We start from the raw sequence: 19,445 nt of genomic DNA, 5'->3' as shown, positions 1-19,445 counted from the left end.
TCAGCTAGCCTCCTGACTCATACCGAAAAAAGAGACCGGTACGACCTGTTTGAGTGGTCGACCGACATGAATAAACTGGGCTTGTCGGTCGGGAATTTCGTCGATAACCAGCAAGGATTCCGGGCGTTGCCCCCAATTGCTGAGGTAGTTGCCAAGGGTCTTGCCAATATTGCTTTCGAGTAATAACACCAGTGGCGGTGCAGACAAGGCGGCACCGTCTCCGGTGGCACAGTCTCTGGCGCTATTCAGCCGCCGGGTAAACTGTTTAATGAGTAGCAAGGAGGCTGGCTGGGTATTCGTGTTGCCAACACCAATCCGAATGGCCGCCCCCCGCTGGCAACCCTGTGCCAATCGCATCACTTGTCTGATCTGATCCTGGCTGGCATCCAGATCCAGGTGCGATAACAGCGGCAAGTCAGTGAGTGGTAATAACTCTGGATTGCTGATGTAGAGGCTGGTGCCGGAAATATCCGAGCTGTGTAACGTCAGCCCCAGTACGGTGGCTCGACCGGCATTGTCCGGGCGTACCGATAGTGTGCGAGAAAGAATCGGGGACGCTACGATCGCCTGAGCCAGATCAATCCCCAGGTCGCCATACTCGGTGGTTCCTGGCCAGCGGCCACTATCCTGAAAACGATAGATCAGTTCGCCGACACCACCAGAGAAGGTCACCAGCGCCGCTTCCTGGCCGACCAGTCCGGCCTGGTTCTGCAGTGCCAACTGGCGAAAATAATCGTCAATTGCCGCTTCGTTGCCTGTAACGATTTGCTCCAGACTCCGCACCATCCACTGCACGATGCGCTGGCGCAGGCTGTTATCGAAAACCGCCGGTACTGCGGTGATGCCCAGTTGTCGCAATAATCGGGTTCCGTAAGATGAGATTCCGGTCAGGTGATAGCTGCCGGGTTCAAAACGGAAGTGGCGCGCACCAATGTAATAACAACCACAACTCTGCACATTCCCGGCCATACCCAAGGCTGGATTGGTGGTGCCACCACCGATATCGAGGTTCAGCACGGGCTGGTCATAGTAGTAACGGCTCAGCAGCTGGCAGCTGCCCATAAACGCCATCCACGACTCCAGCCCAGGGTCATCGGCAGTGGCAATCATGGCATCTCCAATCTGCTCACCAATGATGCGGCTAAGAATTCGGGCATTGTCACTGCGGGCTGCCAAACCGGTAATCAGTGCGGCACCGGTATGGGCTGGAAACACATCCAGTTGTGCTTGCTGCATCCAGACGGTTAGCTGCTGCAACAAGATTTCGGTATCGATTTGCTGGTTACGGAAGGGAGTAAAGCAGGGCGGAGAGCGATAAACCAGGGTAGGGTTGGTATAGCTCATCCGACCGTTGACGCTGTGTCTACCAAGGCTGACTTGCACCACCATCATGCTGGATGTCGTGGAGCCGAAGTCCAGTCCAAGCAAGCGAATGGAGTCCGATTGGGTAAACGCCATGAAGGATCCCAGTGTGGTTAGCGAGGGGAATTTTGTGAAATTAAATTTCCTGAAAGGAATATTCAATTCTCACGCCAAGTTCTCCATCTAATGAACGGAACCGAATGAAACGACAACACCAAGGTATGACCAATGTGGGATATAAGGGGTAACTGCTTGAATAGCGGCGGTTTTTGGATTGGCAGAAAGTCTGTATGGTCTCGGCGAGGCACTGACCCGCTTATGCCTAAATGTCGTGTGCTGTGGAACGCGTGCCATGACAGGAAGCAACGGGGATGTCAGCTGCTCCTTTTGAGGGCGTAAACAACACAACTGCGCGGTGGTAACGCTTGGGTCTGAGGTGTGTAGCGGGCAGATTGCCCGCTCCGATCACCCACTTCAACCAGTATCAAGAATAGCAGTCGCTCAGATATTGATAAACGGCGCGTACTCCCATAGCCTCACCACCGACCGGACGACCAGGCAACTTGCGCAGATTCCAGGCCATAATGTCGAAATGAACCCAGGGCGTGGTGTCGATAAAGGCCTCCAGATACAGCGCGGCGGTAATGGCACCGCCATAAGGGCTGGCGGCTCCGTTCACCAGATCGGCAATATCACTCTTCATAAATTCAAAATAAGGCTTATGCAGAGGTAATTGCCACACCGGTTCAGCGGCAGCTTCTCCCGCTTCAGCAAGCGCCAGAGCAACCCGTCGATTGTTGCAAAAAAAGCCAGGCAATTCGGTGCCCAGCGCCACCCGACAGGCACCGGTCAGGGTGGCGAAGTCGATAATCAATTCCGGCTGTTCCGACTCAGCTTCTGCCAGGGCATCACACAACACCAAACGGCCTTCCGCATCAGTATTGTCGATTTCAACCGTCAGGCCCTTGCGGGTGAGCAAGACATCGCCGGGGCGGAAGGCATTACCACTGACAGCATTCTCGACGGCCGGAATTAGCACCCGCAAGTTAATATTGAGGTTGGATGCCATGATCAGTCGCGCAAGGCCCAGCACATGGGCGGCACCTCCCATGTCTTTTTTCATCTGCCGCATATAGTTGCCAGGCTTGAGATTCAGGCCACCACTGTCGAAACACACACCTTTACCGACGAGGGTAATGCGCGGCGCTTCTGGCTGGCCCCAGCGCAGGTCGAGCAGCCGGGGTGAGTGCACACTGGCGCGCCCGACAGCATGAATCATCGGGTAGTTGTGTGTCAGTAAGTCATCACCAACAACCTCTTCAAAGCGGGCACCAAACTCGGTTGCCAGTGCACGGGTAACCTCAGATAGCTGGGCTGGCATCATGTCTTGTGCCGGGGTGTTCACCAAGTCGCGTACCAGCGTGATGGCATCAATGTGCTGGTTGGCCTTATCGACCAATGTGTCATCATCCAGCAGTAGTCGGGCTTGCGGTTTGGTGTTTTCCTTATAGCGGGTAAAGCGGTAGGCACCCACACCCCAGCCAAAGGCAATATTGAGCAGACGTTCTGCGCTGGCTACTTCGGTCAGGACGTAGTCGGTTGCTGGCAAACTGGCGGACAAATCACCGCAAGCAAACGGCTCATCCAGCGATTCACAGACGTACAATGCCTGATAGCCACGCCCATTGGCTTGCGGAATCAGTGTTGTACCACTGCCGCTGTAATGGCTGGCATCGAGCCAGGCTTTGGCAGCCGGTTGCTGTAGTAACCAGGGTTCGAGCTCTGATTTGGCCAGCAAGGTGAGTGGTGTAGTGGTGTGCTCTGGAGCAAGGGAGGAGAGCGAAGCAACAATCGACATGGCAACAACCTGTAAACAATAAACGTCCTTGCCAGACTAACCAGTATCGGACGGGAATTCGAGGGCTGTGATGTAGGTTGGAGCATTGTGGTAGCCATTTTGGATATGGCGAGGAAATGCCTTTCGAAAATACTTTTTTACAGCCTCGTTAGCAGCCGTTGGGTAGGCCATTTGCACTTTGCCTCGCTGATATGCAGACATCGACGGCGGCTATACGACTGTCGTGTTGCGCTCCCCGGTACCCTCGGTCGAACGCCCGAACGTGGTGGGATCAATCGGCGGTCGATGTTGGAAATACTGCTCGTCGCAGAAGTGCTGCCAGTAGGGGTTTTCTACCCAGTGGGCGATGCAGTGTTCATCCGATAGCGCGTAGATGTGTTTCAGAAGTGTCAGGCTGGGGTAATATGCCGCCAAAATCAAAAGGCGTAGGCAATGGTAGCAGAATTGACGGGTGGAACATTGATTGGTCTGGCGGCCGGTTTATTGTGGCTTGGCCATGGCCGTATCAGCGGTATGACGGGGGTGATATCGAGCCTGTTTTTACTGGCTCGACCGGGACAAGAGCGACGTTATTGGTCGTTGTGGTTTTTCCTTGGCCTGATTCTGGCCTGGCCGGTGTTGGTGATCATTGGCTTTGAGGCAGATGCCATTGTGATTACCGACAGTCCGTTGTTACTGATAGCGGCGGGGTTGCTGGTGGGGATAGGCACTTATATTGGCAATGGCTGTACCAGTGGCCATGGCGTTTGTGGCATCGGGCGGCTATCGGTACGGTCGATGGTGGCGACGCTGATATTTATGACGGCAGGTATTCTCACGGTGGCGCTGATGTCGGCCTTGAACCTGTTTATGGAAGGCGATGCGTTATGATTTCAGGACGTAATAGCGTGCCGACCGTTTTCGCTGCTGCAGTATTAGCATTGGTGTGTGGGCTGGTATTCGGTATTGGTTTGATTGTCGCTGGCATGCACAACCCGGAAAAAGTACGCGGTTTCCTGGATCTTTTTGGCCATTGGCAGCCGGCCTTGATTGCAGTGATGGGCAGCGCCATTCCGGTGTTTGCCCTGCTTTACTTCAGCAGCAAGCGTTGCCGTCGGCCTTGGTTTGCCGAGCGTTTTCATTACCCGACACTGGCTGGCGTTAGCGGGCGGTTAGTAACCGGGGCGACCCTGTTTGGTGTCGGCTGGGGTCTGGTTGGTTTGTGCCCTGGCCCGGCGCTGGTAGACATGTTCAGCCTGAATGGCAATGTCTGGATATTTCTGGTTGCGCTGCTGCTGGGCAATCGCATCGCCCATTATTTTTTTGGCCCTGCTGCGACGCCAGCTGCAAAGCCGTAACGTTTAAAGCGGCGCTAATCGTGGTGCTGCCGCTGTCATCTAACTGACGCTAAACTGCAATACTAACTTCAACCCCCGGCAACCGGACTGTCATGGGCTAACGGCTTAATCCCGGCTTATGTTATTAGTTGCGGATACAGCATGCCTCTGACTCGCCGGGAATTCCTGTTGGACAGTGCCGGTACCAGCCTGTTTGCACCAGCAATCAAGCCGGGTAGCGACCGTATGCGCTATCCGTTCCAGCATGGTATCGCCAGTGGCGATCCGCTCACCGACCGGGTGTTGCTGTGGACTCGGATTACTCCGCTCGACAGTACCTTCGGTATCTCCTATCGCTGGCTGATCACCACCGACCCACAGTTACAACAGGTGGTGAACCAGGGAATCGGCTTCACCGATGCCAGCCGTGATTTCACTGTCAAGGTGGATGCCGAAGGCCTGCTCCCGGCCACCACCTACTATTATGCCTTTGAAGCCGATGGCCATTACTCCGATGTGGGTCGAACCCGGACATTGCCAGAAGGCTCGGTAACGCATTTGCGGATTGCGTATACCTCCTGCTCCAACTTTGCCAAAGGCTACTTTAACGTCTACCGGGAGCTGGCCAAACGTGCAGATCTGGATGCGATTCTGCACCTGGGCGACTACATCTACGAATACGCCGATCTGGAAGACTGCGCGCGCACCGGGCGCATTAATACGCCGCTGCATGAGACCCAATCGCTGAAGGACTATCGTCAGCGCCATGCCTGTTACAAGCAGGACAAGGATTTGCAGGAAGTTCACCGTCAGCATCCATTTCTGGTGATCTGGGATGATCATGAAGTGGCCAACAACGCCTGGGTGGGCGGCGCAGACAATCACGATACCGCCAGTGAAGGTGACTGGCGCTTACGCCTGAGTGGTGCGGTGCAGGCCTATCTGGAGTGGATGCCGATTCGTGAGCCGTCCCGGCCGGATATGGGTATTTATCGCAGCTTCCGCTTTGGTGATCTGGTCGATCTGACCATGCTGGATACCCGTCTGGCCGGGCGCGATGCCCAGGCGGCAACGATGGAAGAGCGTAACCTGAGCGGACGCACGCTGTTGGGCTATCAGCAGGAAGAATGGTTATACAGCAACCTCGCCAATGCCCAGCAACAGGGCGTCACCTGGAAACTGAGTGGCCAGCAGGTCATGGTTGCCCAATTAGGCACCAATGATATGCCCTTCAATTACGACCAGTGGGATGGCTACCCGGCGGCGCGTCAACGACTGTTTGATGCCGTCAGTCGGGCGAATGTCGATAACTGGGTTGTCCTCACCGGCGATATTCACTCATCCTGGGCACTTGAGCTGTATCAGGATCCGTTCGCTGATGATCCAGGCAAGCCGCTCGGGGTCGAGTTTGTGACACCGGCAGTTACCTCGCCGGGCATTGAAAGTTACCCCCAGGCGCAGATGGCTGGAGCCTCCCTGGAAGCCCTGTTACCACACCTGAATTTTGTTGATTTCTACTTTCGTGGCTACGTGGTGCTGGATATCACCCACGAGCGCCTGCAAGCCGAGTGGTGGGTGGTCGATAACATCGATACCCATCGCTACAGCACCGAGTGCTTGCGTGCCTTGCAGGTGCAGCCAGGCAGTAGCCAGCTGCGGCCCGCTGCCGGTTTGAGCCAGGCCAAGGCGTCGGCACCACTGGCACCGGCATTCGCCGACGATCTGGCCTTTCTGCGCGACTGGAAACAGCAATACAGCAGTCGGCTGGAAGGCGTACTGGCAGCTCATACCGAACGTCCATCGCTTTAAGGGTACGTCTATCAATTACAGCGCTCGACATTAGGGTGTTAATAATCGACTCAAAATGCCCATTTATCACTCTTATTTAACGTAACAACCATTCGCTCAGAAAAGAGCCAAATCCAGCTTTTCCGCAGTAGAACAGCCCTGCGCACGACAGGCACCAGGGTTCTGCAAGCGGTTCTTTAGTGACATCCTGCTCTGACGGCAACCGCTTCGCTTGCACCAAGGTAGCGAATCAGACACATTGCAGCTTCAGAATGATCCTACTTCCCATACAGGATGACCTATCATGGATTCAATTATCTCCCTGCTGTTTTCGGTCGAAGCCGTTGCGCTGGTGTTTGTGCTGGTACTGGTGCGTAGCAGCATTAAATTTGTACCGCAAAACCGCGCCTGGCTGATTGAACGATTTGGCAAATACCACTCCACCAAAGAAGCCGGTCTCAACTTTATTGTGCCCTTTATCGACCGGATTGCGGCGGATCGCAGCCTCAAGGAACAGGCCCAGGATGTACCCAGCCAGTCGGCCATTACCCGTGACAACATTACCCTGAGTGTTGATGGCGTGTTGTATTTCCGGGTACTGGATCCTTACAAGGCGACCTACGGTGTTGATAACTACGTGTTCGCCGTAACTCAGCTGGCACAAACCACCATGCGTTCCGAGTTGGGCAAGATGGAACTCGACCGCACCTTTGAAGAGCGCAACCTGCTGAACATCAATATTGTCACCTCGATTAACGAAGCCGCCGAACCCTGGGGAATCCAGGTGCTGCGCTACGAAATCAAAGACATCGTGCCGCCGCAATCGGTGATGCAATCGATGGAAGCCCAGATGAAAGCCGAGCGGGTCAAACGCGCCCAGATTCTGGAATCGGAAGGTGATCGCCAGTCTGCCATTAACGTCGCAGAAGGTCAGAAACAGTCACGGGTACTGGCAGCAGAAGCCGACAAGGCGGAGCAGGTATTGAAGGCAGAAGGTGAGGCGCAGGCCATTGTTGCCGTCGCCAAGGCGAAAGCACTGGCATTAAAAATGGTCGGGGATATTGCCAATACCGACGATGGTCAGAAAGCCATTCAGCTGGAACTGGCCTCCAAGGCGATTGAAGCCAAACACGCGATTGCCAAGGAATCTTCCGTCGTCTTGCTGCCAGACAGCGGTACCGATGCCAGCAGCATGGTGGCCATGGCGACCTCGATTATCAGTACCTTGAACAAGGGTTAGATAACATCTGGCTGCGACAGGGAAGTCGGCGTTATACCCCAATACGGGATAGCGCCGTTCTTACCGTTCTTACCCCCATGTTCGTTCCATTATCATCGTTGAAAATCCGCCCATGACACTTGCCCTGAACGCTCTTTGCCGACACCATCGCCACTCGGACTCGTTATGACGACTGCGGTAATTTATCTTGCCGGGCCAGAAGTCTTTCTGCCCAATGCCGTTGCACTGGGAGCCGCCAAAAAAGCCCTTTGCCAACGCTACGGGTTTACCGGGTTATTTCCACTCGATGCGGAACTGGAGGCGGGTGATACCACGGAACTGGCGTGGGCCATCAGTCGTGGCAATGAAGCGCTGATCCGTCAGGCCGATAGGGTCATCGCCAACCTGACGCCATTCCGTGGCCCCAGCGCAGATGTGGGTACCGTTTATGAATTGGGTTTTGCCCGAGGGTTGGGCAAACAGCTGATGGGTTACAGTAACGATCCGACCCCGTTTGCAAACCGTACCTGGGCCCAGTTTGGGATAACGGGTGAGCCTGGCCCAGTGGGAGATATCCGTGATCGGGATGGTTTGAAAATTGAAGAATTCGGGTTGCACGATAACCTGATGATCGAAGGCGGCATCCGTCAGGCCGGTGGCCTATTTATCAGCCACAATGCCTCGGTTAACGACCGCTATACGGATCTGACGGCGTTTGAACGCTTGCTCCAGACACTGGTCTGACAGGGCCGTTGTCGGGGCACCGGCGTATGCTTCTTTCTGCTCCATCACCTAATTGTAAGGAAACTCGCTATGAGCTACCTGTTGTCACATCTGCCCCAATCATTGCTGGTGGCCGGTATTCTGGCACTGATTATTGAAGTTGCGATTCTGGGGTTTGCTTCCATCGTATTGTTTTTCCTCGGGCTGTCGTTGGTGCTATCTGGTTTGCTGATGCTGGTTGGTATCTTGCCGGAAACCCTGACCGCAGCATTATGGAGTAACGCATTGATTACTTGTGGCCTGGCACTGGCGCTGTGGAAGCCATTAAAACGGCTGCAGGACGAGCGACAACCAACACCGATCAATAGCGACTTTGCCCGCGATGCTTTTGTACTGGAGCAGGACGTCGATATCAGCGGTAAGGCCATCCATCGTTATTCCGGTGTTGAGTGGAAACTCAAAAGCCAGCAACCGCTCACTGCCGGAACCACCGTCAAGGTGTTACGGGCGGATGTAGGGGTGTTATGGGTTGAGGCACTGGAGCAGGATTCTTGATATTGCCCGACATGCGATTACTTGGCGGGACGGTTGACGGAGCATCAGTTGACGGAGCATCAGTTGAAAGGGACGGGTTCTGGTTGACTGGACAGCTGTTCGAGGATCAGCCTCTGGCCACCCTCTGGCAATACTGGTGTGAGCGACGAGACGGGCTGTCGTTTGAGGCATCCCTCAACAATGGCTGGATACACATTGATGAGCACTGCTGTCAGGACGCCTCGATACCGTTGCTAGCGGGGCAGGAATTTGCCTTCTGGTTGCCACAGCATCGGGAAGGCAAGGCCGACACCCAATGGCAATTACTGTGGCAAAGTAACGAATTGATGGCGGTGCACAAACCGCCCGGTTTACCGGTGTCACGTACCACCCGCAATCTCTACAACACCCTGATCAATCTGGTACGCCGCCAAAGTCCGGCGACCAACGCCCACCTGTTACACCGGCTGGATGCGGAGACATCAGGCATCCTTCTGTTGGCGAAACATTCTGCCGCCGACAAACGCTGGAAAAAACGGTTTAACACCCTGCTGCAGCGTAAATCTTATCTGGCGCTGGTGTATGGCAAGCCGGATTGGCAGCAGCTCGATTTTGAATGTCATCTGGCAGAGCGGCAAGACAGCGCCATTCGTTGTCAGATGTACGTGGTTGACCCCGAACAGCATCAGCCGTTGCTGTCCGGTTCTGCCAAACTCAGTCGCACACTGTTTCAGTGTCTGGCAGCAAAGGATGGGCTGACACTGGTTCAATGCGAATTGAAAACGGGTCGCAAACATCAGCTGCGGGCACAACTGGCCGCGTTGGGGCACCCTATTGTGGCAGACAAGATTTACGCCCACGGCGGTCGTTTTTATCTTCAGCGCCTGCAACAGGCGTTAACCTCGGAGGAAATCGCTGAATTGGGTGCTTCCCATCATCTGCTGCACGCCTGGCAGGTTGAATTAAGCGCCTATGGTCAGCAGTTTCACGTGCAAGATGACCAGTTATCCAATGAGTGGCCAACCTGGGTGCGGGATTGGCTGGCTGCCAGAAATTGATGAATATTTGATGATTATTGAATAAATACTTTCCAAATGAATAGATCATTATATTGGCGTATTTTTTCATATTTTTTATGAATATATATTTCCTGACAGGAGGGGTGGCCATTATTTATATAGAACAAATCCCTTTTTTGAGGCGAGTTTTTGCGCTTTTCTGGTGCGACCTATAGTCACCCAAATTTAATTTTAAAAGCTGACAAAGTGGACGTATAGTTCCTCTGCAAGGGAGTCCCCTTACCAGGCGTACAGCTTGAAAAATAACGTTAATTATCAGGAAGGACTATGATTGTGCCAGAAATCAACGCAGTCACACAGGCTGAACAGCCCATCTACTTCATTGGTAATACCGCCTTCAATATTGATCAAGGCCGTATTTATCTGAATATCGATGGTATTGCCAGCGACCGTTTTGCGGATAACATCAGCGGTACCTTGAATCTTGAACTGTGGGCTTTGCCACAGCGATATAACGGCTCTCTTGATCAGGGTGAACAATTGGCCGCCACCAGTATTGGTGAACTGTTTGGTCAGTGTTATCTGGAAAACTGTCAATATGACCTGATTTTTGTCGAACCGTCTATGGGTGAGTGGAATCTGGTACTGCTAGTGCGCGAATGGGATCTGGATGATTTTGTCACGCGTGATGTGGTTCAGTTTGATTTGCCCTACGTCGTTGCCGGTGAAAGTATCGTTGCCGATGATAGCGCGGCAGCGGTTGGTCAGGTAATAGAAGTAGCATTTGGCGAACCACGTGAAGCAGCCGTTGCTGAAGATGCAGCCGTTGCAGACGTTGAAAAAGCAGCAGACGTTGAAAAAGAAGCAGACGTTGTTAAGGAAGCGGTTGCCGCAAAAGTCGTTGCAAACGTGGTGGAAGAGAAAGAGGCCGCCTTGGCTGAAAAAGTCGCCGCTGAGAAAACCGCTGCCGAAAAAGCCGCCGCTGAGAAAACCGCTGCCGAAAAAGCCGCTGCTGAGAAAGCCGTTGCCGAAAAAGCCGCTGCCGAAAAAGCCGCTGCTGAGAAAGCCGCTGCCGAAAAAGCCGCTGCCGAAAAAGCCGCTGCTGAGAAAGCCGTTGCCGAAAAAGCCGCTGCCGAAAAAGCCGCTGCCGAAAAAGTCGCCGCTGAGAAAACCGCTGCCGAAAAAGCCGCTGCTGAAAAAGCCGCTGCTGAAAAAGCCGCTGCTGAAAAAGCCGCTGCCGAAAAAGCCACTGCTGAAAAAGCTGCTGCTGATAAGATTGCAGCCCTAAAAAAAAAATTAGTCCGCGTAAATATTAATACCGCTACCGAAGCCGAACTGGCTGCTGTCGGCGGTATTTCCAAAAAGCTGGCCCAAAGCCTGGTGGCAGAGCGCCCATTCAAAACGATGGATGAACTGGTCACGGTTAAGGGCATGGGAGTTCGGACACTCAAGAAAATTGAGCTGTTGGTCTCTCTGTGAGTGCTGTATCGGCAAGGCAGATGCCTTGTGAGTGGCTCACCTCAACGCCTGCTTGCTGCAGGCGTTTTGCTATCTGGCTGGCCGCCATAACGCCCTGCTGTATGATAGTCGCTATTGCTGTTTCCCCCGCCTGAATCACTGCGTGACAGGGCTGGCAACAACTGTCGGACAGAGGTCACTGTTGAATATTCTATTGGTTGAAGACGATCCCCAGCTGAGCCGGGATATTGGTCGTTACCTCACCGGAGCCGGTTATGGTGTCGAACAACTGGATCGTGGTGACTGGGCCGCCCGCTATTTGCCAGATCATCTTGATGTGATCGGTTGTGTGGTGCTCGACTTGGGGTTGCCGTACCTGTCGGGTCTGGAAGTACTGACCTGTTGGCGCAGTCAGGGCATCACCACCCCGGTACTGATTCTGACCGCTCGTAACAGTTGGCAGGAACGGGTGGATGGGCTGAATGCCGGAGCCGACGATTACCTGGGTAAACCGTTCCAGAGTGAAGAGCTGTTGGCGCGGCTGGAAGCGTTACGACGCCGGGTGGAGCAGCAGGGACAAACCCGTCTGGTCGTGGATGGTCTGACACTGGATGAAACCAAACAACAGGTCTCGAACGGGATGGGTGTGTGTGAAAGCCTGACTGTAACCGAATTCGCCATGCTGAGATTGCTGATGCAAAAAGCCGGACAAATTGTCTCCAAGCAGCAATTGCTGGATGCCACCTACGACTGGCAGGAAGAAAAAAATGAAAATCTGGTGGAAGTCTATATCCGCCGATTGCGCAAAAAAATTGGGCAGGAACGCATCCGTACCTTTCGTGGCCAGGGCTACCTGATGGGAGATCGCTGATGTGGTCCTTAGCGGCACGCCTGTTTCGTTCCCTGTTGGGCGGTCAGCTGGTACTGATGGTGCTGGTTACCACGGCTGCGGCGATTGCCCTGCTGGTGTCGGCGACCGACTATTTCAAAACCCGGCTGGAACACGACAGCGATTTGCTGTTGCAGGAAATCCATTGGCACCGCGACACCATGGATATTGATGAACACATACTACCGCCCATTTTTGTAATGCCGCAATCCGGCCATTATTACCAGGTGATGTGGAATGGCCAGCAACTGAAGTCGCCATCACTGGGAACTCTGGCGCTGCGGATGGAAAGCCGGGAAGGCAGTCTGTCATGGAGCTGGCAGCAAGCTGTGCCAGAGCAAAGCCTGTACGTGATGACTCAGACGCTGATGGTGCACAATCACCAGGTGGTGATTCAGATTGCCGAGGATTTTCGTCCTATTCTGGCGGTGTTTACCCGAGCTTTTTTAACCTTGATGGTGTTACTGGGTCTGGTGATGGCGGCTATTTTTATCTGGCAACGGCGCATGCTCAATAATGCCTTGTTGCCCTTCAATCAGGTGCAGCAGCAACTGCGTCAGCTGGCGCGGCAGGAGCGTGACCATCTGGATGCCCCGGATATGCAGGAGCTGGAGCCACTGGTGGATGAAATCAACCGGCTTGGGGAACGTACCCGTGAGCGTTTGCTGCGTGCCCGTATGGCCAGTGGCAATCTGTCACACTCGCTGAAGACGCCGCTGGCGGTGTTGAACAATCGTTTGCATGATGTTGCGTTGTCGCAGCCAGAGGGCGACTGGCAAACCTCGCTGCAGCAGATTGAACGCATGAACCAGATGATCGATAACGAAATGAAGCGGGCCAGAATCGCGGGCTTGATGAGCCGGGCACCACAGATCGATCTGGCTGAACTGATACGGCAACTCTGTCTGAGTATGGCCAAACTGTATCCTGGGGTGGTCATCCGCCAGCAGTTACCTGCGACGCTGCCATTTCCTGGTGATCGGGAAGATATGTTTGAGCTGATGGGGAATCTGGTCGACAACGCCTGTAAGTGGGCGGTTGCTAGCGTCGCTATCGAAGCCACACAGCAACAGGATGGACAGATTCATCTGCTGGTGGCCGACGATGGCCCTGGTGTGGATCCGGAGAAACTGGCGGGCTTGCACCAGCCTGGTGTTCGGGGTGATGAAAGTGGTGCAGGTTACGGACTGGGGTTGGCGATTGTGGCAGATATTGTCGAACAGTATCAGGGCCGTATCCTGTTTGAAAACGGCCCTGACGCCGGTTTGCGAGTGTGTCTGTCGTTGCCATTAAATCCGGACTACTGACTGTTCAGGCTGCCACTGGCAAGCAGCGCTTCCACCCAGTAGTGAATATCAAAACCGCTAAAAGCCAGATGCAGGTTTTCAATCACTTCACGACACTGGCTATCGCTCAGGTGCAGGCTGACAAAGGTACGGTTCTGTTTACCCTGAATCTGCTCACTGATCGACAGATGACCGATGCGATTGCTATGGCCCCAGCCGGTCCAGGAACTGAATCCGGGCAGGCCCTGCTCCAGCAGCCAGTCGGTAATGGCATCGGCTTGCCTGGGTGGCAGTGACAGGGTGAGCAGGGTCAGTGACGAATTATTGAGAGTGACCGGAGAAGTACCGGTATCGGTAGTGTTCATTTGTCTGCCTCCAGAATGAAGCGGCGATAAAGCAGCGGTAATACATACAAGGTCAGTAGCGTCGAGGTCACCAGCCCGCCGATCACAACGATAGCCAGTGGCTTCTGGATTTCACTGCCTGGCCCGGTGGCAAACAGTAACGGCAGCAAACCAACCGCACCGGTACTGGCGGTCATCAGTACCGGTCGCAGTCGTCCGGCGGCACCTGCCAGAATCATCTCCAGACCCCGTTGTCCCAGTGCCTGCAAATGCCGGAACTGGTCAACCAATACTACGCCGTTCATCACTGCCACACCCAATAATGCAATAAAACCGATTGAAGCGGGCACCGACAAATATTCGCCACTGATCCAGAGTGCCAGCACACCGCCTATCAGGGCAAAAGGAATATTACACAGAATCAGCAGCGCCTCGTTGATACGGCCGAAGGTGGTAAACAGCACCAGCAACACCAGTGCGATGGCCACCGGCACCATAATGGCAAGGCGGGCGTTGGCCCGTTGCTGGTTTTCAAACTCACCCCCCCAGTTCAGATGGTAGCCACCAGGCAGGTCGATATTCTTGCTGACCGCCTGTTGTGCGGCGGCGACATAGTCGCTCAGTGCCACGCCCTCGACATTGACGGTGACGACGGCAAAGCGCTGGCCGTTTTCCCGTTTCACCAGTACTGGCCCTGGCGTTTCACTGGCGTTGACCAGTTCCGCCAGCGGTACGGTGTCACCGGAGGCGGTGACCAGCCAGTGTTCGTTCAACAGGGCACTGATTTGTACCGGGCGTGAGTGTCTGAGCACCAGCGGTAGCTGCCGATCCGGGTACACCACGTCCCCTGCACGAATACCTTCAAGGGCTGCCCGCAAGGCGTTTTGTACGGCACTCACCGTCAGTCCCAGCTGCAGGATCCGGGTCGCATCTGGAGCAACGGTCAGGTAGTGCATGCCATCGGCTTGATTAAGCATGACTTCTGCCGTACCGGGCAGGGTTTTCATCAGCGTCGCAATTTGCTCGGACACGGATTGCAGCTGTTGCAGGTCGGTACCAAACAGTTTGATGGCGAGATCGCCCCGCGAGCCGGAAATCATCTCCGATACCCGCATATCAATCGGCTGGGTAAAGCCATAATTTAAACCGGGGAACTGTTCCAGAATGGCCCGGATCTGCTCCCGCAGCTCACTTTTGCTGCCTGCCTGCCATTGTTCCTCAGGCTTGAGCTGCAAAAACATATCGGTTTCGTTGAGACCCATCGGATCCATACCCAGGTCGTCGGAACCGGCGCGAGCGATAATGCGCTGGATGTCCGGCACCGCTGCCAGCAAGGCTTTTTCCACCTGCAGATCAATCGCCAACGATGCTTCCAGATTGATGGTGGGGATTTTTTCCAGCTGTACAATCAGGTCACCTTCGTCCATTTCCGGCATAAAGGCCTTGCCGGTCTGGGTAAAGGCCAGCACGCTGGCGACCACCGCCAGCGCCAGGCCGATCAGCATCGGTAATGGCTTGGCTAACGTCCGTTCGAGCGAACGACGGTAGGCCGCTTGCAAGCAGTTGACCCAGCTTGGCGTGGTGACCTTGTCGGCCTGAATCAGCCAGGTTGTCAGTACCGGAATCAAGGTCATCGACACCACCAGACTGCTGGCCAGGGCAAACATAATGGTCAGCGCCACGGGCGCAAACAATTTGCCTTCCAGTCCTTGCAGGGTCACCAGCGGCGAGAACACCAGCAGAATAATCAGCGTGCCCGAGACGATGGGGACAGACACTTCGTGAATCGCCCGAAAGATTACATGCAGGCGTGGCAAGGCATGATTGTTTGCCTGCAAGCGGGTGACGGTGTTTTCGACCACGACGACGGAGCCGTCGACCAGCATGCCGATGGCGATCGCCAGCCCGCCAAGACTCATCAGGTTGGCGCTCATACCGAGTTTGTCCATGATGATAAAGGTCATCAGCGCAGACATGGGCAGGTTGACGGCGACCACCAATGCCGTACGTACATTACCGATAAACAGTCCGAGTAATAGGATCACCAGCGCCACCGCAATCCACAAGGCTTCGGTCACGGTACCAACGGCGCGTTCAATCAGGTTGCTGCGGTCGTAAAACACCCGGATCTCCATTCCGGCAGGCAGATTGAGGCTGTCGAGTGCCTCGCGTACACCGCTAATGACTTGCTGGGCATTGGCATTTTTTAACGCCACGACCAGCGCCTCAACCGTTTCTCCCTTGCCGCTGTCGGTGACTCCGCCGTAGCGGGTCAGACTGTCGAGCCGGACGTCGGCTACGTCATTGAGGCGAATCGGGCTGGCATCACGATACACCACCACGCGGTTGGCCAGATCCTCAAGCGTGGTAATACGCCCGGTGCTGCTGACAATGATGGCTTCTTCGCCGTCTTCCAGGCGTCCGGCACCATCATTCCGGTTGTTCTGTTGCAGAAATTGCTGCAGCTCGGCCAGGGTCAGGCCAGCCCGCGCCAGTGCCATCATATCCGGGATAACCGCCCAGGCTTCTACCTTGCCACCGAGGGCGTTGATGTCTGCCACACCGGGTACGGTGCGTAACAGCGGCCGGATTTGCCAGTCGAGAATACGGCGTTTTTCGGCCAGCGATTGTGGCCCGTCGAGGGTAAACATATACAGCTCGCCGAGGGGCGTACTCATGGGGGCGATGCCGCCACTGATGTCAGCAGGCAGTTCCGGCCAGACGGCCGCCAGCCGTTCGGATACCTGTTGGCGCGCCCAGTAAATATCCGTGCCTTCGGCAAAATCGACGGTAATGTCGGTCAGACCGTACTTCACCACGGAGCGCAGGATCGATTGGTTCGGGATACCGAGCAGCTCCACTTCGATCTTGCGGGTAACCCGTGTCTCAAGTTCTTCCGGTGGCAAACCGGGTGCCTTGATAATGATCTTTACCTGGGTAGGCGATATTTCCGGGAAGGCATCAATCCGCAGGTTTTGATAGCTGATCACGCCCGCCGCCAGTACGCCGAGACTGATCACCAGAATCAGTACCCGCTGTACCAGAACCGTTTGAATCCAGTGCGACAGCATTATTCATCTCCCTCGCTGCTGGCTTGCCAATAGGACATCAACGCGGCAGTGCCTCTGATCGCCAGCGTTGGCTCTGCGGGCAAATCGGCCGGGGTGAGCAGTAACTGCCCAGCGCCTTCAGCGATCGGCACGATGGCTACTGGCTCGACCTGGTCACCTTGTTTTAGAAATACCCAGGACTGGCCATTGGCGCGTACGCGGGCGGCGGCGGGTACTGTCCAGCCGGTCTGTGACGATGGAATGGTGACTTGCCAGCGCTGTCCGGGAATCGGCTTGCCCTCGGTCAGTTGCAACCAGACCCGGTACTGGCCGGTGACGCTGATCCGCTGTTCGATTCGCAACACCCTGGCCGCCTGCGACACCGTTGTATGGCTGTCCTGGACGTTCAGTGACTGGCCCGGCTGTAGCTGGCTGGCCAGATGGGCAGGCATTTCAACCAGAATCGCCAGGGCGCTATCGGGCCAGAACTCTGCCAGACCATCGGCCGGGTTGGCGATCTGGCCTGGCTGTTGATAGAGGGTCATCAGCCAGCCGGCGCTGCTGGACTTGAGGGTAAATTCAGCCTCATGGGTGTTATGCCAGTCCGCTGGCAAGTGGGCCAGTACCTGCTGGTTGCTGCTGACGTTATCGTCCAGTTGCTGGCACTCGAGGGATTTTTCTTCGACATCCAGGCGCGAGCTGAGACCACTGTTCTGACGGTCTTTCAGGTACGTCAGTCGTTGGTGACACAGGCGAGTATTTTGCAGCAAACGCTGGTGGCTCTGCAGAAAGGCCAGTGTTTCATGGCTGTGCAGTTGCAACAGTGGCTGACCGGCATCGATATGCTGACCTGGGGCCTGTAACCACTGTTCGACACGGGCCTCGAACGGCATCATCAGTTGCTGACGCTGGTGTTCACTGACGGCAGTACTGCCCGGCAAGACCGCCAGTGGCAGCTGGGCAAGAGTCGTCAGGGTGCTGAATTCGACGCCAAGACGCTGCTGTTCCGAGCGATCCAGTGGCAGCACATCGGCCTGACTGGTGGCGATGAAGAGTGTCCCCAGCAAGGCGCCCAGTGGCAGCATGCCGAGCCGGTGCTGGCGTTTAGCTACTGTGGGGGTTACAGGGGTGCGGGTTACAGAGGTGCGGGTTACTGGGGTGTGGCTTGAGGCATTCAAAAACGTCATTGCGGTATCTCACCCTGAAGTTGGTTCCAGTCGCTGATGGCTTGTTGGTAGGCAAGACGGGCATCGTCGGCCTGTTGCTGCAGTTGCCAGATGCTGTTTTGCACCTGTAACCATTCCAGTCCCGATAGCTGCCCCTGACGCCAAGCCTGATATTGGGCGTCGTACTGCTGGCTGGCATCGTCACTGAGTTGTGCCAGTTCTTCTACCCGAACAGCCAGTTGTGGCAATTGGCTGGCCAATACCTGTTGCTGGCGTTGCAGTTGTTGGCGCACATCCCGTTCGGCCCGTTGTTGCTGAACAAGGGTGCTTAACTGCGTGCGTTGGTTCTGGTAACCAGCATTGCCTAACGGCAGGCTGATACCGAGCATCAGTAGTTCACTGCCGGGCGTATCGTTGATGGCCGCCAGGTGTTTGATTCCCAGGGATACCGTCGGCGTCAGCGCTTGCTGACGACTGAGTGTCTGATTCAACAGGGCTTGCTGACGTTGTTCGACCTGAAAGCGTAACAAGGGGTGTTGTTCCAGTGGCTGTGCCGTTACGGGAACAAAGTGCCAGTCGTCGGGTAACTGATCTTGTCCCGTCCATTGGCGAAATTGCAGGGTAAGATCCTGTTGCTGGCCTTGCAGCGTCAGTTGGCTTGCCTTTAGCTGTTGCAAGGCTTGTTGTAGCGGCAGCCGGTCTGCGGCCGGGCGTTCGCCCTGGCTGACCAGTAATTGCAGCCAGTCGAGTTGTTGGGTCATCGCCGTCAGACGATTGTGGTTACGCTGCTGTTGCAGTGACAGCTGTTGTCTCTGCCACCACCAGCTTTGTAAGCGGCCTGACCAGAGCCAACGCTGATAATTCCGTTCGCTGGTGATCAGCTGGGCGGCGGTCTGACTGAGTTGGCTGCGGGTCTGATACTGCCCTGGTTTGCTCAGCGTTGCGTTCAGGCTGACTTGCCATTCTTCGCTGATCGCTGCGGCGTGATCGCCCTGGGTATAATCGATGGCCAGTGCCGGGGTTTCCACTAGCCAGTCTGGCCGACGTTGTTGCTGCAGGGATTGGGCGGTTTCCAGCGCCTGCTGCTCCGGTGTGGATTGCCAACTGGCTTCCAGAGCGGCGGAAAATGAAGGGCCAGCCTGAGTTTGGCTGGCAGCCGTGAATATCAGCAGGCATAAATAATGCTGCCTGGCCCAGGATCTGACTGGACGTACAGGCACAGCAACGGGTTGGGTTTGCCCGGTCATGGCGCTATCTCCTTTATTGATCGCAGGAGCTTAGAGCCAAAGGCTGAACCGAAACTGAATGTGTTGAATGTTAGCGGTTATCGAATGGCGGCGTCCGGGGTATCGATGCCCCGCACGTCGATAATGAAGGACTCGATCACCACTGTTGCGAGTACGGCGGCACGGCCTCCCGGAAGGTATTAGCCG

At 55.3% G+C, this 19,445-nt stretch carries 16 protein-coding genes and 1 pseudogene; 10 read left to right on the top strand and 7 right to left on the bottom strand.

Annotation, left to right across the window (positions count from 1 at the left end):
* The 3 genes and pseudogenes from SOJ49_RS16455 to SOJ49_RS16445 all read right to left on the bottom strand — a co-directional run.
* Window positions 1-1,458 carry an ethanolamine ammonia-lyase reactivating factor EutA gene (locus tag SOJ49_RS16455; protein WP_369855581.1) on the bottom strand — a complete coding sequence of 486 codons (1,458 nt, stop codon included), beginning with the start codon at window positions 1,456-1,458 and terminating at the stop codon, window positions 1-3.
* Window positions 1,459-1,846: 388 nt separating this feature from the next.
* Window positions 1,847-3,220, bottom strand: coding sequence for a M17 family metallopeptidase (locus tag SOJ49_RS16450; RefSeq protein WP_369855580.1), 1,374 nt, complete (start codon window positions 3,218-3,220; stop codon window positions 1,847-1,849).
* Window positions 3,221-3,451: 231 nt separating this feature from the next.
* Window positions 3,452-3,613: pseudogene (locus SOJ49_RS16445) on the bottom strand (transposase); the annotation flags it as partial.
* Window positions 3,614-3,652: 39 nt separating this feature from the next.
* On the opposite strand from SOJ49_RS16445, the gene SOJ49_RS16440 reads away from it, so the two are divergent.
* The 10 genes from SOJ49_RS16440 (at window position 3,653) to SOJ49_RS16395 (ending at window position 13,473) form a co-directional block, all read left to right on the top strand.
* The gene (locus tag SOJ49_RS16440) at window positions 3,653-4,090 is read left to right on the top strand and encodes a YeeE/YedE family protein (protein ID WP_369855579.1); all 438 of its coding nucleotides are present in this window, start codon (window positions 3,653-3,655) and stop codon (window positions 4,088-4,090) included.
* A gap of 17 nt (window positions 4,091-4,107) precedes the next feature.
* A complete protein-coding gene (locus SOJ49_RS16435) occupies window positions 4,108-4,557 on the top strand; it encodes a DUF6691 family protein (protein WP_369855578.1) in 450 nt (149 codons plus the stop codon).
* Between the two features lie 141 nt (window positions 4,558-4,698).
* Window positions 4,699-6,345, top strand: coding sequence for an alkaline phosphatase (locus SOJ49_RS16430; RefSeq protein WP_369855577.1), 1,647 nt, complete (start codon window positions 4,699-4,701; stop codon window positions 6,343-6,345).
* 283 nt (window positions 6,346-6,628) lie between these two features.
* On the top strand, window positions 6,629-7,564 hold the full coding sequence (locus SOJ49_RS16425) for an SPFH domain-containing protein (RefSeq protein ID WP_369855576.1): 936 nt from the start codon (window positions 6,629-6,631) through the stop codon (window positions 7,562-7,564).
* Window positions 7,565-7,729: 165 nt separating this feature from the next.
* Window positions 7,730-8,287 carry a nucleoside 2-deoxyribosyltransferase gene (locus SOJ49_RS16420; RefSeq protein ID WP_369855575.1) on the top strand — a complete coding sequence of 186 codons (558 nt, stop codon included), beginning with the start codon at window positions 7,730-7,732 and terminating at the stop codon, window positions 8,285-8,287.
* A gap of 69 nt (window positions 8,288-8,356) precedes the next feature.
* A complete protein-coding gene (locus SOJ49_RS16415; protein ID WP_369855574.1) occupies window positions 8,357-8,821 on the top strand; it encodes an NfeD family protein in 465 nt (154 codons plus the stop codon).
* Window positions 8,822-8,904: 83 nt separating this feature from the next.
* Window positions 8,905-9,858, top strand: a complete 954-nt coding sequence (locus SOJ49_RS16410) for an RluA family pseudouridine synthase (RefSeq protein ID WP_369855573.1) — start codon at window positions 8,905-8,907, stop codon at window positions 9,856-9,858.
* A gap of 288 nt (window positions 9,859-10,146) precedes the next feature.
* Entirely contained in the window at window positions 10,147-11,298 is a 1,152-nt protein-coding gene (locus SOJ49_RS16405) for a ComEA family DNA-binding protein (protein WP_369855572.1), read from the top strand.
* 181 nt (window positions 11,299-11,479) lie between these two features.
* Complete coding sequence (locus SOJ49_RS16400; protein WP_369855571.1) at window positions 11,480-12,148, top strand: response regulator; 669 nt, start codon at window positions 11,480-11,482, stop codon at window positions 12,146-12,148.
* The gene (locus tag SOJ49_RS16395) at window positions 12,148-13,473 is read left to right on the top strand and encodes an ATP-binding protein (RefSeq protein ID WP_369855570.1); all 1,326 of its coding nucleotides are present in this window, start codon (window positions 12,148-12,150) and stop codon (window positions 13,471-13,473) included. Before SOJ49_RS16400 ends, SOJ49_RS16395 begins: the two co-directional genes overlap by 1 nt.
* Here the strand turns inward: SOJ49_RS16395 and SOJ49_RS16390 are convergent.
* From SOJ49_RS16390 to SOJ49_RS16375, 4 genes are read right to left on the bottom strand one after another with little or no spacing between them, the layout of a single operon-like run.
* On the bottom strand, window positions 13,467-13,817 hold the full coding sequence (locus SOJ49_RS16390) for a DUF3240 family protein (protein WP_369855569.1): 351 nt from the start codon (window positions 13,815-13,817) through the stop codon (window positions 13,467-13,469). The two genes, SOJ49_RS16395 and SOJ49_RS16390, sit on opposite strands and share 7 nt — an antisense overlap.
* On the bottom strand, window positions 13,814-16,867 hold the full coding sequence (locus SOJ49_RS16385; RefSeq protein WP_369855568.1) for an efflux RND transporter permease subunit: 3,054 nt from the start codon (window positions 16,865-16,867) through the stop codon (window positions 13,814-13,816). The genes SOJ49_RS16390 and SOJ49_RS16385 overlap by 4 nt, the downstream gene beginning before the upstream one ends.
* Window positions 16,867-18,033: an efflux RND transporter periplasmic adaptor subunit gene (locus tag SOJ49_RS16380; protein ID WP_369855567.1), complete on the bottom strand. Its 1,167-nt coding sequence runs from the start codon at window positions 18,031-18,033 to the stop codon at window positions 16,867-16,869. The genes SOJ49_RS16385 and SOJ49_RS16380 overlap by 1 nt, the downstream gene beginning before the upstream one ends.
* Window positions 18,030-19,259, bottom strand: coding sequence for a TolC family protein (locus SOJ49_RS16375; protein ID WP_369855566.1), 1,230 nt, complete (start codon window positions 19,257-19,259; stop codon window positions 18,030-18,032). Before SOJ49_RS16375 ends, SOJ49_RS16380 begins: the two co-directional genes overlap by 4 nt.
* Window positions 19,260-19,445 lie beyond the last annotated feature (186 nt).

This window comes from Candidatus Thalassolituus haligoni (assembly GCF_041222825.1).
Lineage (GTDB): Bacteria > Pseudomonadota > Gammaproteobacteria > Pseudomonadales > Oceanobacteraceae > Oceanobacter > Oceanobacter antarcticus.
The sequence above is the reverse complement of the archived record's forward strand: the minus strand, read 5'-3'. Positions and strand labels throughout refer to the sequence as shown.